This window comes from Streptomyces halobius (assembly GCF_023277745.1).
GTDB classification, from domain to species: Bacteria; Actinomycetota; Actinomycetes; order Streptomycetales; family Streptomycetaceae; genus Streptomyces; species Streptomyces halobius.
Genome location: NZ_CP086322.1, coordinates 2,249,516 through 2,267,622 on the forward strand (window position 1 = coordinate 2,249,516; position 18,107 = coordinate 2,267,622).

Here is an 18,107-nt window from a genome sequence, read left to right on the forward strand (position 1 = left end):
CTCCTCAGTCGTCACCTCTCCCCTGCCCTCAGGGGAACACCCTCAGGAGTCTCGCGATGGGCACTCAGTCCACCCCAGACCGCTCAACTGATATCTCCCCCTTGTCCCTTTCCACCGTGGCCGTCGTCGGCCTCGGCACCATGGGCACCGGTATCGCCGAGGTGCTCGCCCGGGCCGGCCGCGAGGTCGTCGGTATCGACACCGACGACGGCGCGGCCCGCAAGGCCGTCGCCGCCCTCGAATCGGCCACCGCCCGCGCCGTGCGACGCGAGCGGATCACGGAGCGGGAGCGGCAGGACATCCTGGCCCGTTTCCGTACTTTCCCCGATCTGCAGGCCGCCGCGGACGCCGATCTCGTCATCGAGGTGGTGCCGGAGGACTACGAGCTCAAGCGGCAGGTCGTCACCGCGCTCGACGGCGTTGTGCGACCGGAGGCGATCATCGCCACCGGCACCAACGCGCTGTCCGTGACCCGGCTGGCCGCCGACTCGCAGCGGCCCGAGCGGGTGATCGGCGTGCACTTCTTCAACCCCGCGCCGGCCATGAAGCTGGTCGAGGTGGTCTCCTCGGTGCTGACCGCGCCGGCCGCGGTCGCCGCCGTCACCGAGCTCGCCCGCGACCTGGGCAAGGACCCGATCGCGGTCGGCGACCGTCCCGGATTCGTCGCGGACGGCCTGCTGTTCGGCTATCTGAACCAGGCCGCGGCGATGTACGAGTCCAAGTACGCGACCCGTGAGGACATCGACGCCGCGATGCGGCTCGGCTGCGGGCTGCCGATGGGCCCGCTGGCGCTGCTCGACCTGATCGGGGTGGACACCGCCCGCACGGTCCTGGAGGCGATGTACGCCGACTCCCATGACCGGCTGCACGCCCCCGCGCCGATCCTGGGGCAGCTGGCCGAAGCCGGGCTGACCGGCCGCAAGGCGGGCCGCGGCTTCTACACGTACGAGGCTCCCGGGAGCGCCACGGTCGTGCCGGACGCGGAGACCCCCGCAGCCGCCGGCGGGCAGGCTGCGGGCCGTACGGTCCGCAGCGTCGGCGTGGCCGGGTCCGGGACGATGGCCGGCGGTATCGCCGAGGTCTTCGCCAAGGCGGGCTTCGACGTCGTCCTGGCCGCCCGCAGCCTGGAGAAGGCGGAGAAGGCGAAGGCGAGGATCGCCAAGTCGCTGGGGCGGTCCGTGGACAAGGGGCGGCTGGCCGCGGAGGCACGGGATGCCGCGCTCGCGGCGATCACCCCGGCGGGCTCGCTGGACTCCTTCGCCGAGGTCGACCTGGCCGTCGAGGCGGTCGCCGAGGACCTGGAGGTCAAGCAGCAGCTCTTCGCCACCCTGGACAAGGTCTGCAAGCCGGGTGCCGTCCTGGCCACCACCACCTCCTCGCTGCCCGTCGTCGCCTGCGCCCGCGCCACCTCGCGCCCGCAGGACGTCATCGGTATGCACTTCTTCAACCCGGCTCCGGCGATGAAGCTCGTCGAGGTGGTCCGTACGGTCCTGACGGCGGACGAGGTGCACGCCACCGTGCGGGCGGTCTGCGCCACGGTCCGCAAGCACCCGGTGGACTGCGGCGACCGGGCCGGTTTCATCGTCAACGCGCTGCTGTTCCCGTACCTGAACAACGCGATCAAGATGGTCGAGGAGCACTACGCCTCCCTGGACGACATCGACGCCGCCATGAAGCTCGGCGGCGGCTACCCGATGGGTCCCTTCGAACTCCTCGACGTCGTCGGCCTGGACGTCTCGCTGGCCATCGAGAAGGTGCTGCACGCCGAGTTCCGCGACCCCGGGCTGGCCCCGGCGCCGCTGCTGGAGCACCTCGTCGCCGCGGGCTGCCTCGGCCGCAAGACCGGCCGAGGCTTCCGTGAGTACGCCAGGCGCTGACGGGTGGGGGCGTCCCCGGCCGGGAGCCGGGGCGGCGTGGGGCGGACTGCTGGCACCATCCGGCGGTCCGCCCCAGGTCAGGGGGGCGGAGACGGCACCGAATACCGCGGGCCGCGGCAATATGCAGTACCGTCCCCACATGTCCCAGCCCGTTCGCACGCAGCCGTCCGACGCACCCGACACCAGCACTCCCGGCGCCCGCCGCGCGGCCGCCCAGAAGCTCAAAATGCGCCGCGAACTGTCGGCGGCGGCGATGGAGCTGTTCGCGACCAAGGGATACGAGGCGACGACGGTCGACGAGATCGCGGCCGCCGCGGGCGTCGCCCGGCGCACCTTCTTCCGCCACTTCCGCTCCAAGGAAGAGGCGATCTTCCCCGACCACGACGACACCCTCGTACGCGCCGAGGCCGTCCTGGACGCCGCCCCGCAGCACGAGAACCCGCTCGACACGGTCTGCCGCGGCATCAAAGAGGTCATGCGGATGTACGCGGCCGCACCGGCCGTGTCCGTGGCCCGTTACCGCCTGACCCGTGAGGTCCCCACGCTCCGCGAGGCCGAGATCGCCTCGGTGGCCCGTTACGAACGCCTCTTCACCCGCTACCTCCTGGGCCACTTCGACGAGGGCGCGCACCGCGAGGGCGACGACGATCCGCTGCTCGCCGAGGTCGCCGCGTCGGCCGTCGTCACCGCGCACAACCACGTACTGCGGCGCTGGCTGCGGGCCGGCGCTCAGGGCGATGTCGAGGCCCAGCTCGACCACGCCTTCGAGATCGTCCGGGAAACCTTCGGCACCGGCATCGGCGCGGGCCGCGCCCTCACCGGCGAGCCCCCGGCGACCGTCTCCCGGGAGGGCGAGGTCCTGGTGACGGTGGCCCGCACGGACGCACCGCTGGACGAGATCATGCGCACCATCGAGAGGGCGCTGAAGAAGCGCTGACCGGGGCGCTGGCGGGCCCGGCGGGCCCGCCGGCCCGCCCCCACATGAACGATCATCGCTCAGATGTGACCGGCAGGTTTCAGCTGAGAGAAATTCCTGGCACTCAGTGTCTTGCCGCCTGGCACGCGGTGTCATACCTTGAGGGTGTCCGGGCGGCCGGCGCGCAAAGCACCCTCGTGCGCCGGCTGTCCCAGCAAGCCACTTGTGGCCCGCCCGCCCGGACGCCTGCGTCACAGGCAATTTTCCGCGCCACCCGCGCTGCCAGGCCCCGCGGCCGACGGCTCTGCGACCACCACAGAGACGGCGGAAACGGAGCCACCCCGGCCGAACCGACGGCACCACCTCCGCACCACCCCGACGTTCCCTCAAGCCGTTCCCTCACGCGCTTCGCCGGAGGCACACCGTGAATGAAATCCTGGACGCGATCCTCGCGCCTGACAGCAAGAGCGAAGACTTCGCCAACCTGTCCCTCCCCGAGTCCTACCGCGCGGTGACCGTGCACAAGGACGAGGCCGAGATGTTCGCAGGCCTTCCCGCCCGGGAGAAGGACCCCCGCAAATCGCTGCACGTCGAAGATGTGCCGGTGCCCGAGCTCGGGCCCGGTGAGGCGCTGGTGGCCGTGATGGCCTCCTCCGTGAACTACAACTCCGTGTGGACCTCGATCTTCGAGCCGATGTCGACGTTCGGGTTCCTGGAGCGCTACGGCCGCCTCTCCCCGCTCGCCAAGCGGCACGACCTGCCGTACCACGTCATCGGCTCCGACCTGGCCGGCGTGGTGCTGCGTACCGGCCCCGGCGTCAACGCCTGGGGCCCCGGCGACGAGGTCGTCGCCCACTGTCTCTCCGTCGAGCTGGAGTCCTCCGACGGGCACAACGACACCATGCTCGACCCCGAGCAGCGGATCTGGGGCTTCGAGACCAACTTCGGCGGCCTCGCCGAGATCGCGCTGGTCAAGTCCAACCAGCTGATGCCCAAGCCCCAGCACCTGAGCTGGGAGGAGGCGGCGGCACCGGGACTGGTCAACTCGACCGCGTACCGCCAGCTGGTGTCCCGTAACGGCGCCGGGATGAAGCAGGGCGACAACGTCCTGATCTGGGGTGCCAGCGGTGGACTCGGGTCGTACGCCACGCAGTTCGCGCTGGCCGGCGGCGCCAACCCGATCTGTGTGGTCTCCAGCGATCAGAAGGCGGAGATCTGCCGGAAGATGGGCGCCGAGGCGATCATCGACCGCAACGCCGAGGGCTACCGGTTCTGGAAGGACGAGCACACCCAGGACCCCAAGGAGTGGAAGCGCTTCGGGAAGCGGATCCGTGAGCTGACCGGCGGTGAGGACGTCGACATCGTCTTCGAGCACCCGGGACGGGAGACCTTCGGCGCGTCCGTCTACGTCACCCGCAAGGGCGGCACCATCGTCACCTGCGCCTCGACCTCCGGCTACCAGCACGAGTACGACAACCGCTACCTGTGGATGTCGCTGAAGCGGATCGTCGGCTCGCACTTCGCGAACTACCGGGAGGCGTGGGAGGCCAACCGCCTGATCGCCAAGGGCAAGATCCACCCGACCCTGTCCAAGACCTACACCCTTGAGGAGACCGGACAGGCGGCGTACGACGTGCACCGCAACCTGCACCAGGGCAAGGTCGGAGTGCTGGCGCTCGCACCCGAGGAGGGGATGGGCGTGCGCGACGAGGAGATGCGCGCCAAGCACCTCGATGCCATCAACCGGTTCAGGAACGCCTGAACCACGAGGATACGGGTCAGTTATGACTGAGCGTCAGAAGGATCGTCCGTGGCTGATGCGGACATACGCCGGGCACTCCACCGCCGAGGCCTCCAACGAGCTGTACCGGCGCAACCTCGCCAAGGGCCAGACCGGCCTGTCGGTCGCGTTCGACCTCCCGACGCAGACCGGTTACGACCCCGACCACATCCTCGCCCGCGGCGAGGTCGGCCGGGTCGGGGTCCCGGTGTCCCATCTGGGTGACATGCGGCGGCTGTTCCAGGACATCCCGCTGGAGCAGATGAACACCTCGATGACCATCAACGCGTCGGCCATGTGGCTGCTGGCGCTGTACCAGGTGGTGGCCGAGGAGCAGGGCGCCGACATCACCAAACTGGCGGGGACGACACAGAACGACATCGTGAAGGAATACCTCTCGCGCGGAACGCACGTCTTCCCGCCGGGGCCTTCGCTGCGGCTGACCACCGACATGATCACGTACACGGTCAACCACATCCCGAAGTGGAACCCGATCAACATCTGCAGCTACCACCTGCAGGAGGCGGGGGCCACTCCGGTCCAGGAGATCTCGTACGCGATGTCCACCGCGATCGCCGTTCTCGACGCGGTGTTCGCGTCCGGCCAGGTCCCCGAGGACCGCAAGGGCGATGTCGTCGCCCGTATCTCGTTCTTCGTGAACGCGGGTGTCCGGTTCGTCGAAGAGATGTGCAAAATGCGGGCGTTCTCCCGCATCTGGGACCAGATCACCCACGAGCGGTACGGCATCGAGAACCCCAAGCAGCGCCGCTTCCGCTACGGCGTGCAGGTCAACTCGCTCGGTCTGACCGAGGCTCAGCCGGAGAACAACGTCCAGCGGATCGTGCTGGAGATGCTGGCCGTCACCCTGTCGAAGGACGCCCGCGCGCGCGCCGTCCAACTCCCCGCCTGGAATGAGGCGTTGGGCCTGCCCCGACCCTGGGACCAGCAGTGGTCGCTGCGTATCCAGCAGGTCCTGGCGCACGAGAGCGACCTGCTGGAGTACGAGGACATCTTCGCCGGCTCGCATGTCATCGAGGCCAAGGTCGACGGCCTGGTCGAGGACTGTCTGGCCGAGATCGCGCGGATCCAGGAGATGGGCGGCGCGATGGCGGCCGTGGAGTCCGGCTATCTCAAGTCGCAGCTGGTCTCCGCGCACGCCGAGCGGCGGTCCCGGATCGAGGCCGGCGAGGAGAAGATCGTCGGGGTGAACTGCTTCGAGTCCACCGAGCCCAATCCGCTCACGGCGGATCTCGACACCGCGATCATGACCGTCGACCCGGCCAACGAGGCACGTGTCGTCCAGGCGCTGCACGACTGGCGGGACAACCGGGACGAGACGCGTGCGCAGGAGGCACTGTCGGCCCTGAAGAAGTCCGCGGCCGGCGACACCAACCTCTTCGCGGCCACCCTCGAATGCGCACGCGCCGGTGTGACGACCGGCGAGTGGGCCTGGGCGCTGCGGGACGTCTTCGGCGAGTTCCGGGCCCCCACGGGCGTCTCCAGCGCGCCGGTGGCGGTCGCCGCCGAGGAAGGCACCCCGCTCGCGGCGGTCCGCGAGAAGGTCGCGCGGACCGCGGCCGAGGTGACATCGGCGGCAGGCGGCGCGGGCGGCGGCGGCAAGCTGCGTCTGCTGGTCGGCAAGCCCGGCCTGGACGGGCACAGCAACGGTGCCGAGCAGATCGCCGTACGGGCCCGGGACGCCGGCTTCGAGGTCGTCTACCAGGGCATCCGGCTGACCCCGGAGCAGATCGTCTCGGCGGCCGTCGCCGAGGATGTGCACTGCGTCGGCCTGTCGATCCTGTCCGGTTCGCACGCCGAGCTGGTGCCGGATGTGCTGGCCCGGCTGCGCGAGGCGGGCGCGAGCGACATCCCCGTCATCGTCGGCGGAATCATCCCCTCCGCCGATGCCACCGCGCTCCGGGAAGCCGGGGTCGCGGCGGTCTTCACACCCAAGGACTTCGGTATCACGGAGATCATCGGCCGTATCGTCGACGAGATCCGGAAAGCGAACAAGCTCGACCCTCTGGAGGTCCCCGCATGAGCCCCGTCAACCGCCTTCGCCCGCGCCGTTCCTGCCTGGCGGTCCCCGGCAGCAACCCGCGGTTCCTGGAAAAGGCCCAGGGCCTCCCGGCCGACCAGGTCTTCCTCGACCTGGAGGACGCCTGCGCGCCGCTGGCCAAGGAAGGCGCCCGGCACTCCATCGTCGACGCGCTGAACAACGGCGACTGGACCGGCAAGACGCGTGTCGTGCGGGTCAACGACTGGACCACGCACTGGACGTACCGGGACGTCATCACGGTCGTCGAGGGCGCGGGCCCCAACCTCGACTGCATCATGCTGCCGAAGGTGCAGGACGCGCAGCAGGTCGTGACGCTGGACCTGCTGCTGACGCAGATCGAGAAGACCATGGGCTTCGAGGTCGGCCGGATCGGCATCGAGGCGCAGATCGAGAACGCCAAGGGCCTGGTGAACGTCGACGACATCGCCGCCGCCTCGCCGCGCCTGGAAACCATCGTCTTCGGCCCGGCCGACTTCATGGCGTCCATCAACATGAAGTCCCTGGTGGTCGGCGAGCAGCCCCCGGGCTACCCGGCGGACGCCTACCACTACATTCTGATGCGCATCCTCATGGCGGCCCGCACCCACGATCTGCAGGCCATTGACGGTCCGTACCTTCAGATCAAAAACGTTGAGGGATATCGCGAGGTGGCGGACCGAGCGGCCGCCCTGGGCTTCGACGGCAAGTGGGTGCTGCACCCGGGTCAGGTCGACGCCGCCAACGAGGTGTTCTCGCCCTCCCAGGAGGACTACGACCACGCCGAGCTGATCCTGGACGCCTACGAGTGGTGCACCTCCGAGGCGGGCGGCAAGAAGGGTTCCGCGATGCTCGGCGACGAGATGATCGACGAGGCGAGCCGGAAGATGGCGCTGGTCATCGCCGGCAAGGGCCGGGCCGCCGGCATGACCCGTACGTCCAAGTTCGAGGCCCCGGAGGCGTAAGAGCGATGCAGTTCGGCCGTACCTACGAAGAGTTCACCGTCGGCGATGTCTACAAGCACTGGCCGGGGAAGACCGTCACGGAATACGACGACCACCTCTTCTGTCTGCTCACCATGAATCACCATCCGCTCCACATGGACACGAACTACGCCGAGCAGACAACGGACTTCGGCAAGAACGTGGTGGTCGGCAACTACATTTATTCACTGCTGCTCGGCATGTCCGTGCCGGATGTTTCCGGGAAGGCCATCGCGAATCTGGAGATCGAGTCGCTGCGGCATGTGGCGCCGACCTTCCACGGCGACACGATCTACGGCGAGACGACAGTGCTCGACAAGACGCCGTCGAAGTCCAAGTCGGACCGCGGCATCGTGTACGTCGAGACCAAGGGCTACAAGCAGGACGGCACCCTGGTCTGTGTCTTCCGCCGCAAGGTGATGGTTCCGACGGCCACCTACATCAAGGAGCGCGGCGGCGAGCAGCCCGGCCGCCCGGAGCTGCAGGCCCCTCCGGCCAAGAAGGAGAAGTAGCCATGGCGCGCCTCGCACAGACCGAGGGTCTGACCGACATCCAGCGGGAGATCCTCTCCACCGTCCGCGATTTCGTGGACAAGGAGATCATTCCGGTCGCGACGGAGCTGGAGCACAAGGACGAATACCCGACGCAGATCGTCGAGGGCCTGAAGGAACTCGGCGTCTTCGGTCTGATGATTCCCGAGGAGTACGGGGGTCTTGGCGAGTCGCTGCTCACCTACGCGCTGACGGTCGAGGAGATCGCCCGCGGCTGGATGAGCGTCTCGGGCATCATCAACACCCACTTCATCGTGGCGTACATGCTCAAGCAGCACGGCACGCAGGAGCAGAAGGACCACTTCCTGCCGAAGATGGCGGCCGGTGAAATCCGGGGCGCCTTCTCGATGTCGGAGCCGGCGCTGGGCTCGGACGTCTCGGCCATCTCCTCCAAGGGCGTCAAGGATGGCGACGATTACGTCCTCAACGGCCAGAAGATGTGGCTGACCAACGGTGGTTCGTCGACGCTCGTCGCGGTGCTCTGCCGTACGGACGAGGGCCACCCGGAGGGGACCGCTCCGCACAAGTCGATGACGACCTTCCTCGTGGAGAAGGAGCCCGGCTTCGGCGAGGTGCGGCCCGGCCTGACCATCCCGGGCAAGATCGACAAGATGGGCTACAAGGGGGTCGACACCACCGAGCTGATCATGGACGGCCTGCGCATTCCGGCCGATCGCGTGCTCGGCGGCGAGACCGGACGTGGCTTCTATCACATGATGGACGGCGTCGAGGTCGGCCGGGTCAATGTGGCCGCGCGCGGCTGCGGTGTCGCCCAGCGCGCCTTCGAGCTGGGGGTTTCGTACGCGCAGCAGCGTCACACCTTCGGCAAGCCGATCGCTCAGCACCAGGCCATCCAGTTCAAACTGGCGGAAATGGCGACAAAGGTCGAAGCGGCCCATGCGATGATGGTTAATGCCGCCCGCAAAAAGGACTCGGGACAACGAAACGACCTCGAAGCGGGCATGGCGAAGTACCTGGCCTCCGAGTACTGCAAGGAGGTGGTCGAGGACGCTTTCCGCATCCATGGCGGCTACGGCTTCTCCAAGGAGTACGAGATCGAGCGTCTCTACCGGGAGGCCCCGATGCTCCTGATCGGTGAAGGTACGGCTGAGATCCAGAAAATGATCATTGGGCGCCGGGTACTGGAGGAGTACCGAATCCAGGGGTGAAAGTCCCCTTTGGGGCGTTTCCTTCTAGACGAAGATCACACCCTGTCATCGTACTTCGGCCACGGATTGGCTCTGGCTCTTGGCCAGTTGCCGCTCGCAACCGATAGCATCCACGGAAAGCCGCCGTCCCCCGTATCCATACGCGGCATCCTCCGCTACGAAGGTCATCCATGCCCCACAGCCAATCCTCTGCACCACGCGGTCGCGTCCGCCTCGCGCGCGGAGCGTCGCCGTGGCTCCTCCCGACCGTGGCAACGGCGGCGGTGAGCCTGGCCCGCTCCCGTCGCTCGGGACGCTGGGCTGCCGTCGCCGTGCCCACCACCGCACTCGCGGCGGGCATGCTGTGGTTCTTCCGTGACCCCGAGCGAGAGATCGCTCAGGGCCGGATCATCTCTCCGGCGGACGGCGTGGTGCAGAGCATCATGCCGTGGAAGGACGGGCGCACCCGCGTCGCGATCTTCATGAGCCCGCTGAATGTTCACGTCAACCGGGCGCCGCTGGCCGGCACGGTGACGTCCGTGGAGCACATCCCCGGCGGATTCGTTCCGGCGTTCAACAAGGAGAGCGAAAACAACGAGCGGGTCGTCTGGCACTTCGACACCGAGCTCGGCGACATCGAGATGGTGCAGATCGCCGGCGCGGTCGCCCGCCGCATCGTCCCCTACGTGCCCGAAGGCACCAAGGTCGAGCAGGGCGAGCGAATCGGCCTGATCCGCTTCGGCTCGCGCGTCGATGTGTACCTCCCGGAGGGCGTCGAGGCGGCGGTCGAGGTCGGCCAGGCCACCACCGCGGGGGTGACTCGCCTTGACCGTGATTGATCCTGAGACACAAGCGGGCTGGGCGCCCGAGAACGAAGAGGACGGGGACGACATGCCGCTGTCCACGCGGCTGTCAATAGCGGACACCCTCACCCTCGGCAACGCGATCTGCGGCTTCATGGCGGTGTACTTCACCACCACCGGCGTCCTCATCCCACATCTGACGGGCACCGAGGACGGCGGGATGGCCCGGCACAGCGCGGCGATGGCCGTGATCCTGATGCTGCTCGCCTCGGTCTTCGACCTCTTCGACGGGCTGGTGGCGCGCAAGCTGCGAGCCTCGGCGATGGGGGCCGAGCTGGACAACCTCTCCGACCTGATCAGCTTCGGCCTGGCTCCCGCGTACTTCGTGGTGACCTGGGGCATGGTCGCCCAGGACGCGAACCAGCGGGTGTCGGTGGTCGCGGCCGTCGTGGTGCTGCTGGCGGTGGTGCTCCGGCTTGCGCGGTTCTCCTGCGTCACGCTGCGCGACGGCATCTTCCAGGGCATGCCGAGTCCGTTCGGCGCCCTGACCGTCGTCGCCATCGTGCTGCTGGAGCTGCCGTTCCTGCCGACGCTGCTGGCGATCATCGGGGTGGCCTGGCTGATGGTGAGCCGGGTCGAATACCCCAAGCCGCGGGGCCGGCTCGCGGTGGCGATGCTCAGTTGGATCGTGCTCAGCATGGGCATGCTCGCGGCCTGGGCGCTGGACGCCCCCGGCGGCCAGCTGCTGCTGCAGACCGGCTGCGCCCTGCAGGTGGTCATGGGCGCGATGATCCCGCTGTTCGCGACGGCCCGGAGGGTGAACACCTTCCGTGACAACCGCCGTGAGTCGCGGGCGGAGGCCCGCGCCGCGCATCTTCCGTAGGGCGGCGTTAGGGCGGCTTCCATAAGGCCGCCGCCGTGAGGCGGGACGACATCTCGAGAGCCCCGAGCGAGTGATTCGCTCGGGGCTTACGGCCTATCCGGTGGTGGGGCTTACCCAGTGGTCTGGCCCCGGCGTTCTCGGTGCGGCACGGCGTTTCCGGGGACACGCGGCCTGCGGCGCCGCCCCCGGGAGGGCCGCACTCCCCCGGCTCAGACCAGGAAGTCCCGGGCCAGGCTCTCCGCCGCGCGCTCCAGGAGCGGGCCCGCCTCGGCCATGCAGCGGGCCGGGTCGGGCTCCAGGTCCGTCAGGGCGTAGGCACGCTGGATCCCGGCCGCGGTGAGCGCCTCGGCGGGCAGCGCCAGGCGGCCGCAGACCGCGACGACGTCGATGCCCGCGGTGCGGGCCGCGGCGGCCACGCCGGCCGGTGCCTTGCCGTGCAGCGTCTGCTCGTCGAGCGAGCCCTCGCCGGTGATGACGAAGGTGGCCCGCTCCAGGGCCGGGGCGAAGCCCAGGACGTCCAGCATCACGTCGATACCGGGACGGAACGTCGCGTCGAGGCCGACCAGCGCGCCGTAGCCGATGCCGCCAGCGGCGCCCGCCCCGGGAGCCAGCGCGTGTTCCGCGGCCCTGGGGCCGACGGCGGTCCCCAGCACCTCGGCGTAGTGCGCGAGGGCCGCGTCCAGAGTGGCGACATCCGCCTCGCTCGCGCCCTTCTGCGGCCCGTAGACGGCAGGCGCGCCCTTGGGGCCGGTGAGCGGGTTGTCGACGTCGCTGGCGAGCACGATGTCCGTATGGGCCAGCCGGGGGTCGAGGCCCGACAGATCGGCCGTGGCCAGGTCCGCCAGGGGACCGCCGCCGGGGCTGATGGTTTTCCCGTCCGCGTCCAGGAACCGCGCGCCGAGGGCGGCGAGCATGCCCGCGCCGCCGTCGGTCGTGGCGCTGCCGCCGACACCGAAGACGATGGACGTGGCACCCGCGTCCAGCGCCGCGAGCAGCAGCTCGCCGGTGCCGTACGTGGACGCCGTCAGGGGCGCGAAGACGCCCTCCGGGAGGTGCTGGAGGCCGGACGCCTCCGCCATCTCCACCACCGCCGTGCCGTCACGGCGCAGCGCGAAGGTGGCCGTCACCGGCTCGCCCGTAGGGCCGCTGACCCGCGCCTCGTGGCGGGTGAAACCGGCCGCCAGCGCGGCCGCGACCGTACCGTCGCCGCCGTCCGCGACCGGGACCGCCGCCACGTCCAGATCGGGGACCACACGCCGCAGACCGGCCGTGACATGCTCGGCGACCTCGACGGCCGTGAGCGAGCCCTTGAACTTGTCCGCGGCGATCAGCACGTGTGCTGTGCTTGTCCTTGCTGCGTCCGCCACCGTGTTTCCCCTTGCTTTCGAACTGGCAGTCGCGCCGCTGTGACCTTATCCGGCGAGGGGCCCGGCGAACAGGGCAGAGGGCTCCAGAAGACTGCCGAAAGCCTCAGCAAAGGGATTTTTTATTTCTCTTAGCGCTATTGGTGTTAACGGCGCTAACAGCGGGATGACCGGTGATGGTGGGTCGGTGGCGGGCGGTGCGGTGTCCCCGCGGACCGTGCGCCGTATGGTCTCGGGAATGCCGACGGGCGACTTCGCTTGCCCTCGCCCGCCTCCCGGCGGCCTCGGGGCAGCCTCTGCCGGCTTCTGCTGACTTCCGACGGTTTCCGACGGCTTCTGGCGGCTTCCGGACTTCGGGATGGCCGCCGTCGGCGTTCCGTTTAGGCTCGCGGGGTGACAACCGTGGATTACGCCACCTACATCGCAGGCCTGCCCCGTGTGATCGCGGGTGCGGGAGCCATCTTCCGGGACACCGAGGGCCGCGTCCTGCTCGTGGAGCCGAACTACCGCGACACCTGGATCCTGCCGGGCGGCACCGTCGAATCGGATACGGGCGAATCGCCCCGGCAGGCCGCCCGCCGTGAGACCGCCGAGGAGATCGGCCTGGATGTCGAGCTGGGCGCGCTGCTCGCCGTCGACTGGGTGCGCGGGGAGGATCGGCCGCCGCTGGTGTCGTATCTGTACGACGGCGGGGTGCTGGACACGGCGCAGCTCGCGGCGATCCGGCTGCAGGAGGAAGAGCTGCTGTCCTGGCGCCTGGTGCATTGGGACGAGGGCCAGAAGCTGGTGAAGCGGGATCTGGCATTGCGTATCGGTGCCGCTCTGGAGGCCCTTGCAGGCGGTCGGGGGCCTGCGGAGCTGGAGGACGGTCTGCCGCCGAAGGGGAGCGTCCCAACCACAGGTTGAGAACTCCAACTACAGGTTGAGAACCGTGGGGAGCGCTGGAACGTACCCTGCCAAGGTCACATCGCGTCGCACATCGCACAGCACATGGCCCGCGCACACCCGCCCCCGTCAGTCGCACGCCTCCGCCGGGAACAGCGCGCCGTCTGCGCGCTCGAAGGCGAGCAGACGGCGCTTGCGGTCGAGGCCGCCGCCGTAGCCCGTGAGGCTGCCGTTGGCGCCGACGACGCGGTGGCAGGGGACGATGATGCCGACCGGATTCCGCCCGTTGGCCAGGCCGACGGCGCGGGCCGCGGATGGAGCGCCGAGCCGTTCGGCGAGCTGCCCGTAGCTGACGGTCTCGCCGTACGGGATCGTGCACAGCGCGGCCCAGACGCGGCGCTGGAATGGCGTGCCGCGCAGTGCGAGCGGCAGGTCGAAGCTGGTCAACTCGCCGCGGAAGTGGGACCGGAGCTGGGCGATGGCCTCGGCGAACGGCGCGTCTCCGGGGTCTGCCGGGTGTCCGAAGGTCTCCTGTGGCGGACGGTGACGCTGGTCCGTCATATAGAGACCGGTGAGAGCGTCCCCGGCGGCGACGAGGGTGAGCGGGCCGACCGGGGTGTCGTGCAGGACGCTGTGCGTGAGGTGGGCGTCGGGATCGGGTGCGTCAAGGGACATGACCGTGGGCTCAGTTCGTAGGCAGGTGGTTGATGGGGTGGTCGTAGGTCGCCCATAGGTACTGGACGGCGTAGGCGCGCCAGGGGCGCCAGATCGCGGAGTGCCGGACGAGGGCCGCGGGTGTGGCGGGCATACCGAGCCCGGCGGCGGCGCGGCGCAGGCCGAGGTCGGTGGGGGTGAAGGCGTCGGGGTCGCCGAGCGCGCGCATGGCGACGCATTCGACGGTCCAGGGGCCGATGCCCGGCAGGTCGGCGAGCGTGGCTCGGGCCGCGTCCCGGTCGCTGCCGACGCCGAGCTGCAGCGCACCGGAGGCGAGGGCGGCGATGACACCGGTGAGGGTGGCACGGCGGGTGCGGGGCATCGCCAGGGACTCTGGGTCGAGTTCCGCGAGCGCGTGGACGGTGGGGAAGAGGTGGGTCAGGCCGCCGCCCGGGTCGTCGATCTGCTCGCCGTGGGCGCGGACCAGCCGCCCCGCGTGGGTGCGGGCGGCGGCGGTGGAGACCTGCTGGCCGAGTACGGCGCGGATCGCGAACTCGTCGGCGTCGACGGTGCGCGGCACACGGCGGCCGGGTGCCTTGTCGACCAGGGAGACCAGCTGCGGGTCCTCGCGGAGCAGCCCGTCGACGGCCTCCGGGTCCGCGTCGAGGTCGAGCATCCGGCGGCAGCGGGCGATGGCTCCGGCGAGGTCGCGCAGATCCGTGAGGGCCAGTCGGCAGTCGATGTGGTCGGGGCGGGGTGCGAGGGCGACGATGCCGTGGCCGTACGGGAGGCGCAGAGTGCGGCGGTAGGCGCCGTCCCGCCATTCCTCGACTCCGGGGACGGCGGTGGCGGCGAGGTGCCCGAAGAGGTTGTCGGGGTTGAGCGGGCGACGGAAGGGCAGCCGCAGGACGAGCGTGCCGGGCAGTGCGGTGCGCGGGCCCGGCTCGGCGCGCTGCCGCAGTTCCGTCGGGGCGAGCCCGAAGACCTCCCGTACGGTCTCGTTGAAGCTGCGGATGCTGGCGAATCCGGCGGCGAACGCGACATCGGCCATCGGCAGCGCCGTGGACTCCACCAGGAGCCGGGCGGTCTGGGCGCGCTGGGCGCGGGCCAGGGCGAGCGGTCCCGCGCCGAGTTCCGCCAGCAGCTGGCGCTCGATCTGGCGGGTGCTGTAGCCGAGGCGGCCGGCCAGGCCCGGGACACCCTCACGGTCGACGATCCCGTCGGCGATCAGCCGCATGGCACGTGCGACGAGGTCGGCCCGCTCGTCCCACTGCGGCGACCCCGGGCCGGCGTCCGGCCGGCACCGCTTGCAGGCCCGGAACCCGGCCTGCTGCGCCGCGGCGGCGCTTGGGTAGAAACGCATGTTCGCGGGCTTGGGCGGCACCACCGGGCAGCTCGGGCGGCAGTAGATGCGAGTCGTGAGTACGGCGGTGTAGAACCAGCCGTCGAAGCGGGCGTCCCTGGACTGCACGGCGCGCAGACAGCGCTCGGTATCGGTGTGCATGGCCTCAAGGATTCCTCAGCCGACGGGAGGCCGGCTGGCGGAAATCCGACATCAACGTTCGGGGACCCGAGGTCAATGTTCGGCCTTCCGGCAGGCGGACTCCCGCTGGGCGTCTAGACCCTGCAACCGGGGCGGGACTTGTGCCATCGGGACGGGACTTCGCCGGGCGCCGGGGGCGCTGCTCGCGCCAGTGTGGGGCGCCGGCCACTGGCGCCAGCCTGTTCGTGCGGCCTGGGCGCCGCCCTGCCTCGTCCCTGCCTGGCCCCCGAGTCGTCTCGCCTCGCGCACGGCCGGTGCCTCGTCCCGCCTGGTCGGTGGGTCGTCCCGCCTGTGTGACGCCTCCGGCTTGCCTGTGTGCCGCCTCCTTTGTGCCGCCAGATCCGCACCAGGGCCTGGCGGGCCACCGAGGGCCGGTCTTCGTAGGGGGTGGGCGCGCCGTGCGGCTGCAGAGAGAGCACCGCGTCCTCCCAGGCGCACCAGTCGGCGGTCGCCTTGTCCCGTACCGCGGGGTCCGGGTCCTCCATCAGGCGGGCGGAGGCGCCGACGATGTCCCCGTCCCGGTCCACCCCGGGGGCGCCGGCCAGGAACCGCTCCCACTCCTCCGGGAAGAACCGGCCGACGCCCCGGTAGAGCCAGTCGATCTCCGAGCGCCGGGTCGTGGTGACGCTGGGGATGACGATGTCCGATACCCGGTCCGGGTGGCGTTGCGCATACGCCAGGATCAGGGCCGAGCCCCATGAACCGCCGAACAGCAGCCAGCGGTCGATGTCCAGGTGTTCGCGCAGCCGCTCCATGTCGGCGAGCAGATGCTCCGTCGTGTTGTGCCGCATGTCGGTGGCCGGATCGCTCGCATGCGGGGTGCTGCGGCCGCATCCGCGCTGGTCGAAGAGGACGACCCGATAGCGGTCGGGGTCGAAGTACCGCCGCACCCGTGCCGTACAGCCCGAGCCCGGGCCGCCGTGAACGACCAGGGCGGGCTTGCCGTCCGGGTTGCCGCGGACCTCCCCGTACGCGCGGTTGCCGTCGTCCGCGTCGAACATGCCGACGTCGAACATGCCGCTGTCGTAGGGGGCGATCGCCGGATACAGGGAATGCCGGTCCGCGACGGTGGATTACTCGACATGCGCGGATCGCTCGACATGTGCGGATCGGACATGCTTGGTGTACGACGGGCTGAGGTCGAGCACGTCCACGGATGCGTGTACCACCGTGTCGGGCACGGAGGCCGTGTGGGTGCGTACCAGATCGAGTACCGCGCGGCTCAGCGCGGTCTTGATCTCGGTCGTACGGCCCGGCAGGATCGCGAACTCGACGTGGATCAGGGCCTGGCCGGGCTCACCGTCCGCGATGACGACCTCATCGACGGACCGGAAGCGTGTCTTGCAGCTTTCGACGGTGATGCCGTCGACCGTCTTGGCCGCCAGCGAGTGAAGTGCGAGCGCGAAGCGGCGGCGGTCGAAGGAGTCGTGCAGGGGCTTGTCGTAGTCGACGGTGATATGCGGCATTCAATACTCCGGGATGAGGGGCTGGTTGAGGGTAGTCGTCCGCGTACCAGGACGGCAGGGCAGGGGCAGGGGCCGCTAACGGACTGCCCAGCCGCGCTCGCGCAGGGCGTCGGTCAGTGGGCGGGCCGCGTCCGGGGCGACCAGGAGCTCGACCGCACCGTGCGGCGGCGCCGGCGTGTCGGGGAACGCCATGTCCTCCAGGTCCACGCGCGCCTCGCTCACATCGTCGAGCAGCCGCTCCAGGCGGCGGTCCTGTCCGCTGATGGAGACCGAGAGCGAGGTGGCGGAGCCCATCCCCCCGCCGCCGTACGGTGCCGTGATACGGGCCCGGCCCTCGCTGCCGCGGCGGAGGACGTCGGTGAGGTCGGCCAGGGCACCGTGCTGCTGTTCCGGGTCGCCGTCGGTCAGTCGTGCCAGTGCGTCGGCCGTTCTGCGCAGGTCCGCGGTGAGTTCGGCAAGCAGCACGCTGACGGCGGCGGCGTTGGCGGCGAGGATGTCGGTCCACAGCGCGGCGTCGCCGGCGGCGATCCGGGTGACGTCCCGCATGCCGCGGCCGGCCAGCCGTACCGCCTGGTCCTCGCCCTCCAGCAGCCGGGCCGCGGTGAGGCTCGCCATCAGGTGCGGCAGATGGGAGACCAGGGCCACCGCCCGGTCGTGCTCGGGTGGGTCCAGCAGCACCGGTACGGCGCCGCACAGGGAGACCAGTTCCAGGGCCCGGTTGAGCGCGTCTTCACTGGTTTCCGAGGTCGGGGTGAGCACCCAGTGGCGGTCGTGGAAGAGATCGGCGCGGGCCGCCAGCGGGCCGGAGCGTTCCCGTCCGGCCAGCGGATGCCCGCCCACCAAGGCGGTGGTGTCGCATCCGAGGGCCAGGCACTCGGCGTGCGGCAGGGCCTTGACGCTCGCCACGTCCGTGTAGACCTTGGCCAGTCGGGCCTTCTGGTGGTCGGCGATGGTCCGGGCGATCTCCGACGGCGGGACGCAGATGACCGCGATGTCCACGGGCGCCGACGGCGGTTCGGGGGTGCCCGCGCCCCGTGCGGCGGCGATCCGTACGCGGTGCCGGTCGCGGTCGATCACATGGGTGGTCACTCCCCGGGCGGTCAGTGCCAGGGCGATCGATGTGCCGACGAGTCCAGTGCCGACGACTGCAGCGGTATGCAAGGGGTCGCTCCTCGACCGTGGTGAGTGGGATGGCGCGGCGCGGCCGTTCAGCCCGCCG

At 70.1% G+C, this 18,107-nt stretch carries 16 protein-coding genes; 10 read left to right on the forward strand and 6 right to left on the reverse strand.

Annotated elements, in window-relative coordinates; all coding sequences use genetic code 11:
• Positions 1-56: 56 nt before the first annotated feature.
• The 9 genes from K9S39_RS10670 to pssA all read left to right on the forward strand — a co-directional run bounded on the left by K9S39_RS10670 (position 57) and on the right by pssA (position 10,976).
• Positions 57-1,877 carry a 3-hydroxyacyl-CoA dehydrogenase family protein gene (locus K9S39_RS10670; protein ID WP_248863119.1) on the forward strand — a complete coding sequence of 607 codons (1,821 nt, stop codon included), beginning with the start codon at positions 57-59 and terminating at the stop codon, positions 1,875-1,877.
• A gap of 139 nt (positions 1,878-2,016) precedes the next feature.
• The gene (locus tag K9S39_RS10675; RefSeq protein WP_248863120.1) at positions 2,017-2,814 is read left to right on the forward strand and encodes a TetR family transcriptional regulator; all 798 of its coding nucleotides are present in this window, start codon (positions 2,017-2,019) and stop codon (positions 2,812-2,814) included.
• Positions 2,815-3,217: 403 nt separating this feature from the next.
• Positions 3,218-4,555 carry a crotonyl-CoA carboxylase/reductase gene (ccrA, locus tag K9S39_RS10680; protein ID WP_248863121.1) on the forward strand — a complete coding sequence of 446 codons (1,338 nt, stop codon included), beginning with the start codon at positions 3,218-3,220 and terminating at the stop codon, positions 4,553-4,555.
• Between the two features lie 22 nt (positions 4,556-4,577).
• Complete coding sequence (locus tag K9S39_RS10685) at positions 4,578-6,614, forward strand: protein meaA (RefSeq protein WP_248863122.1); 2,037 nt, start codon at positions 4,578-4,580, stop codon at positions 6,612-6,614.
• A complete protein-coding gene (locus K9S39_RS10690; protein ID WP_248863123.1) occupies positions 6,611-7,573 on the forward strand; it encodes an HpcH/HpaI aldolase/citrate lyase family protein in 963 nt (320 codons plus the stop codon). The genes K9S39_RS10685 and K9S39_RS10690 overlap by 4 nt, the downstream gene beginning before the upstream one ends.
• A gap of 5 nt (positions 7,574-7,578) precedes the next feature.
• Positions 7,579-8,103, forward strand: a complete 525-nt coding sequence (locus K9S39_RS10695; protein WP_248863124.1) for a MaoC family dehydratase — start codon at positions 7,579-7,581, stop codon at positions 8,101-8,103.
• 2 nt (positions 8,104-8,105) lie between these two features.
• Entirely contained in the window at positions 8,106-9,311 is a 1,206-nt protein-coding gene (locus K9S39_RS10700) for an acyl-CoA dehydrogenase family protein (RefSeq protein WP_248863125.1), read from the forward strand.
• A 170-nt stretch (positions 9,312-9,481) separates the two neighbouring features.
• Positions 9,482-10,129: a phosphatidylserine decarboxylase gene (locus tag K9S39_RS10705; protein WP_248863126.1), complete on the forward strand. Its 648-nt coding sequence runs from the start codon at positions 9,482-9,484 to the stop codon at positions 10,127-10,129.
• Positions 10,116-10,976: a CDP-diacylglycerol--serine O-phosphatidyltransferase gene (pssA, locus tag K9S39_RS10710; RefSeq protein WP_248863127.1), complete on the forward strand. Its 861-nt coding sequence runs from the start codon at positions 10,116-10,118 to the stop codon at positions 10,974-10,976. Before K9S39_RS10705 ends, pssA begins: the two co-directional genes overlap by 14 nt.
• A gap of 209 nt (positions 10,977-11,185) precedes the next feature.
• Here pssA and K9S39_RS10715 read toward each other — a convergent pair whose 3' ends face one another.
• Complete coding sequence (locus tag K9S39_RS10715) at positions 11,186-12,310, reverse strand: glycerate kinase (protein ID WP_248868679.1); 1,125 nt, start codon at positions 12,308-12,310, stop codon at positions 11,186-11,188.
• A gap of 423 nt (positions 12,311-12,733) precedes the next feature.
• On the opposite strand from K9S39_RS10715, the gene K9S39_RS10720 reads away from it, so the two are divergent.
• On the forward strand, positions 12,734-13,246 hold the full coding sequence (locus K9S39_RS10720; RefSeq protein WP_248863128.1) for an NUDIX domain-containing protein: 513 nt from the start codon (positions 12,734-12,736) through the stop codon (positions 13,244-13,246).
• Between the two features lie 108 nt (positions 13,247-13,354).
• Here the strand turns inward: K9S39_RS10720 and K9S39_RS10725 are convergent, their stop codons facing one another.
• The 5 genes from K9S39_RS10725 to K9S39_RS10745 all read right to left on the reverse strand — a co-directional run bounded on the left by K9S39_RS10725 (position 13,355) and on the right by K9S39_RS10745 (position 18,049).
• The gene (locus tag K9S39_RS10725) at positions 13,355-13,900 is read right to left on the reverse strand and encodes a methylated-DNA--[protein]-cysteine S-methyltransferase (protein ID WP_248863129.1); all 546 of its coding nucleotides are present in this window, start codon (positions 13,898-13,900) and stop codon (positions 13,355-13,357) included.
• Positions 13,901-13,910: 10 nt separating this feature from the next.
• Positions 13,911-15,383 (reverse strand): DNA-3-methyladenine glycosylase 2, encoded by a 1,473-nt coding sequence (locus K9S39_RS10730; protein ID WP_248863130.1) that lies wholly within the window; start codon positions 15,381-15,383, stop codon positions 13,911-13,913.
• Positions 15,384-15,496: 113 nt separating this feature from the next.
• Complete coding sequence (locus tag K9S39_RS10735) at positions 15,497-16,438, reverse strand: alpha/beta fold hydrolase (RefSeq protein ID WP_248863131.1); 942 nt, start codon at positions 16,436-16,438, stop codon at positions 15,497-15,499.
• Positions 16,439-16,495: 57 nt separating this feature from the next.
• Entirely contained in the window at positions 16,496-16,888 is a 393-nt protein-coding gene (locus K9S39_RS10740) for a 5-carboxymethyl-2-hydroxymuconate Delta-isomerase (protein WP_248863132.1), read from the reverse strand.
• A 75-nt stretch (positions 16,889-16,963) separates the two neighbouring features.
• Complete coding sequence (locus K9S39_RS10745) at positions 16,964-18,049, reverse strand: prephenate dehydrogenase (RefSeq protein WP_248863133.1); 1,086 nt, start codon at positions 18,047-18,049, stop codon at positions 16,964-16,966.
• Positions 18,050-18,107: the final 58 nt, after the last annotated feature.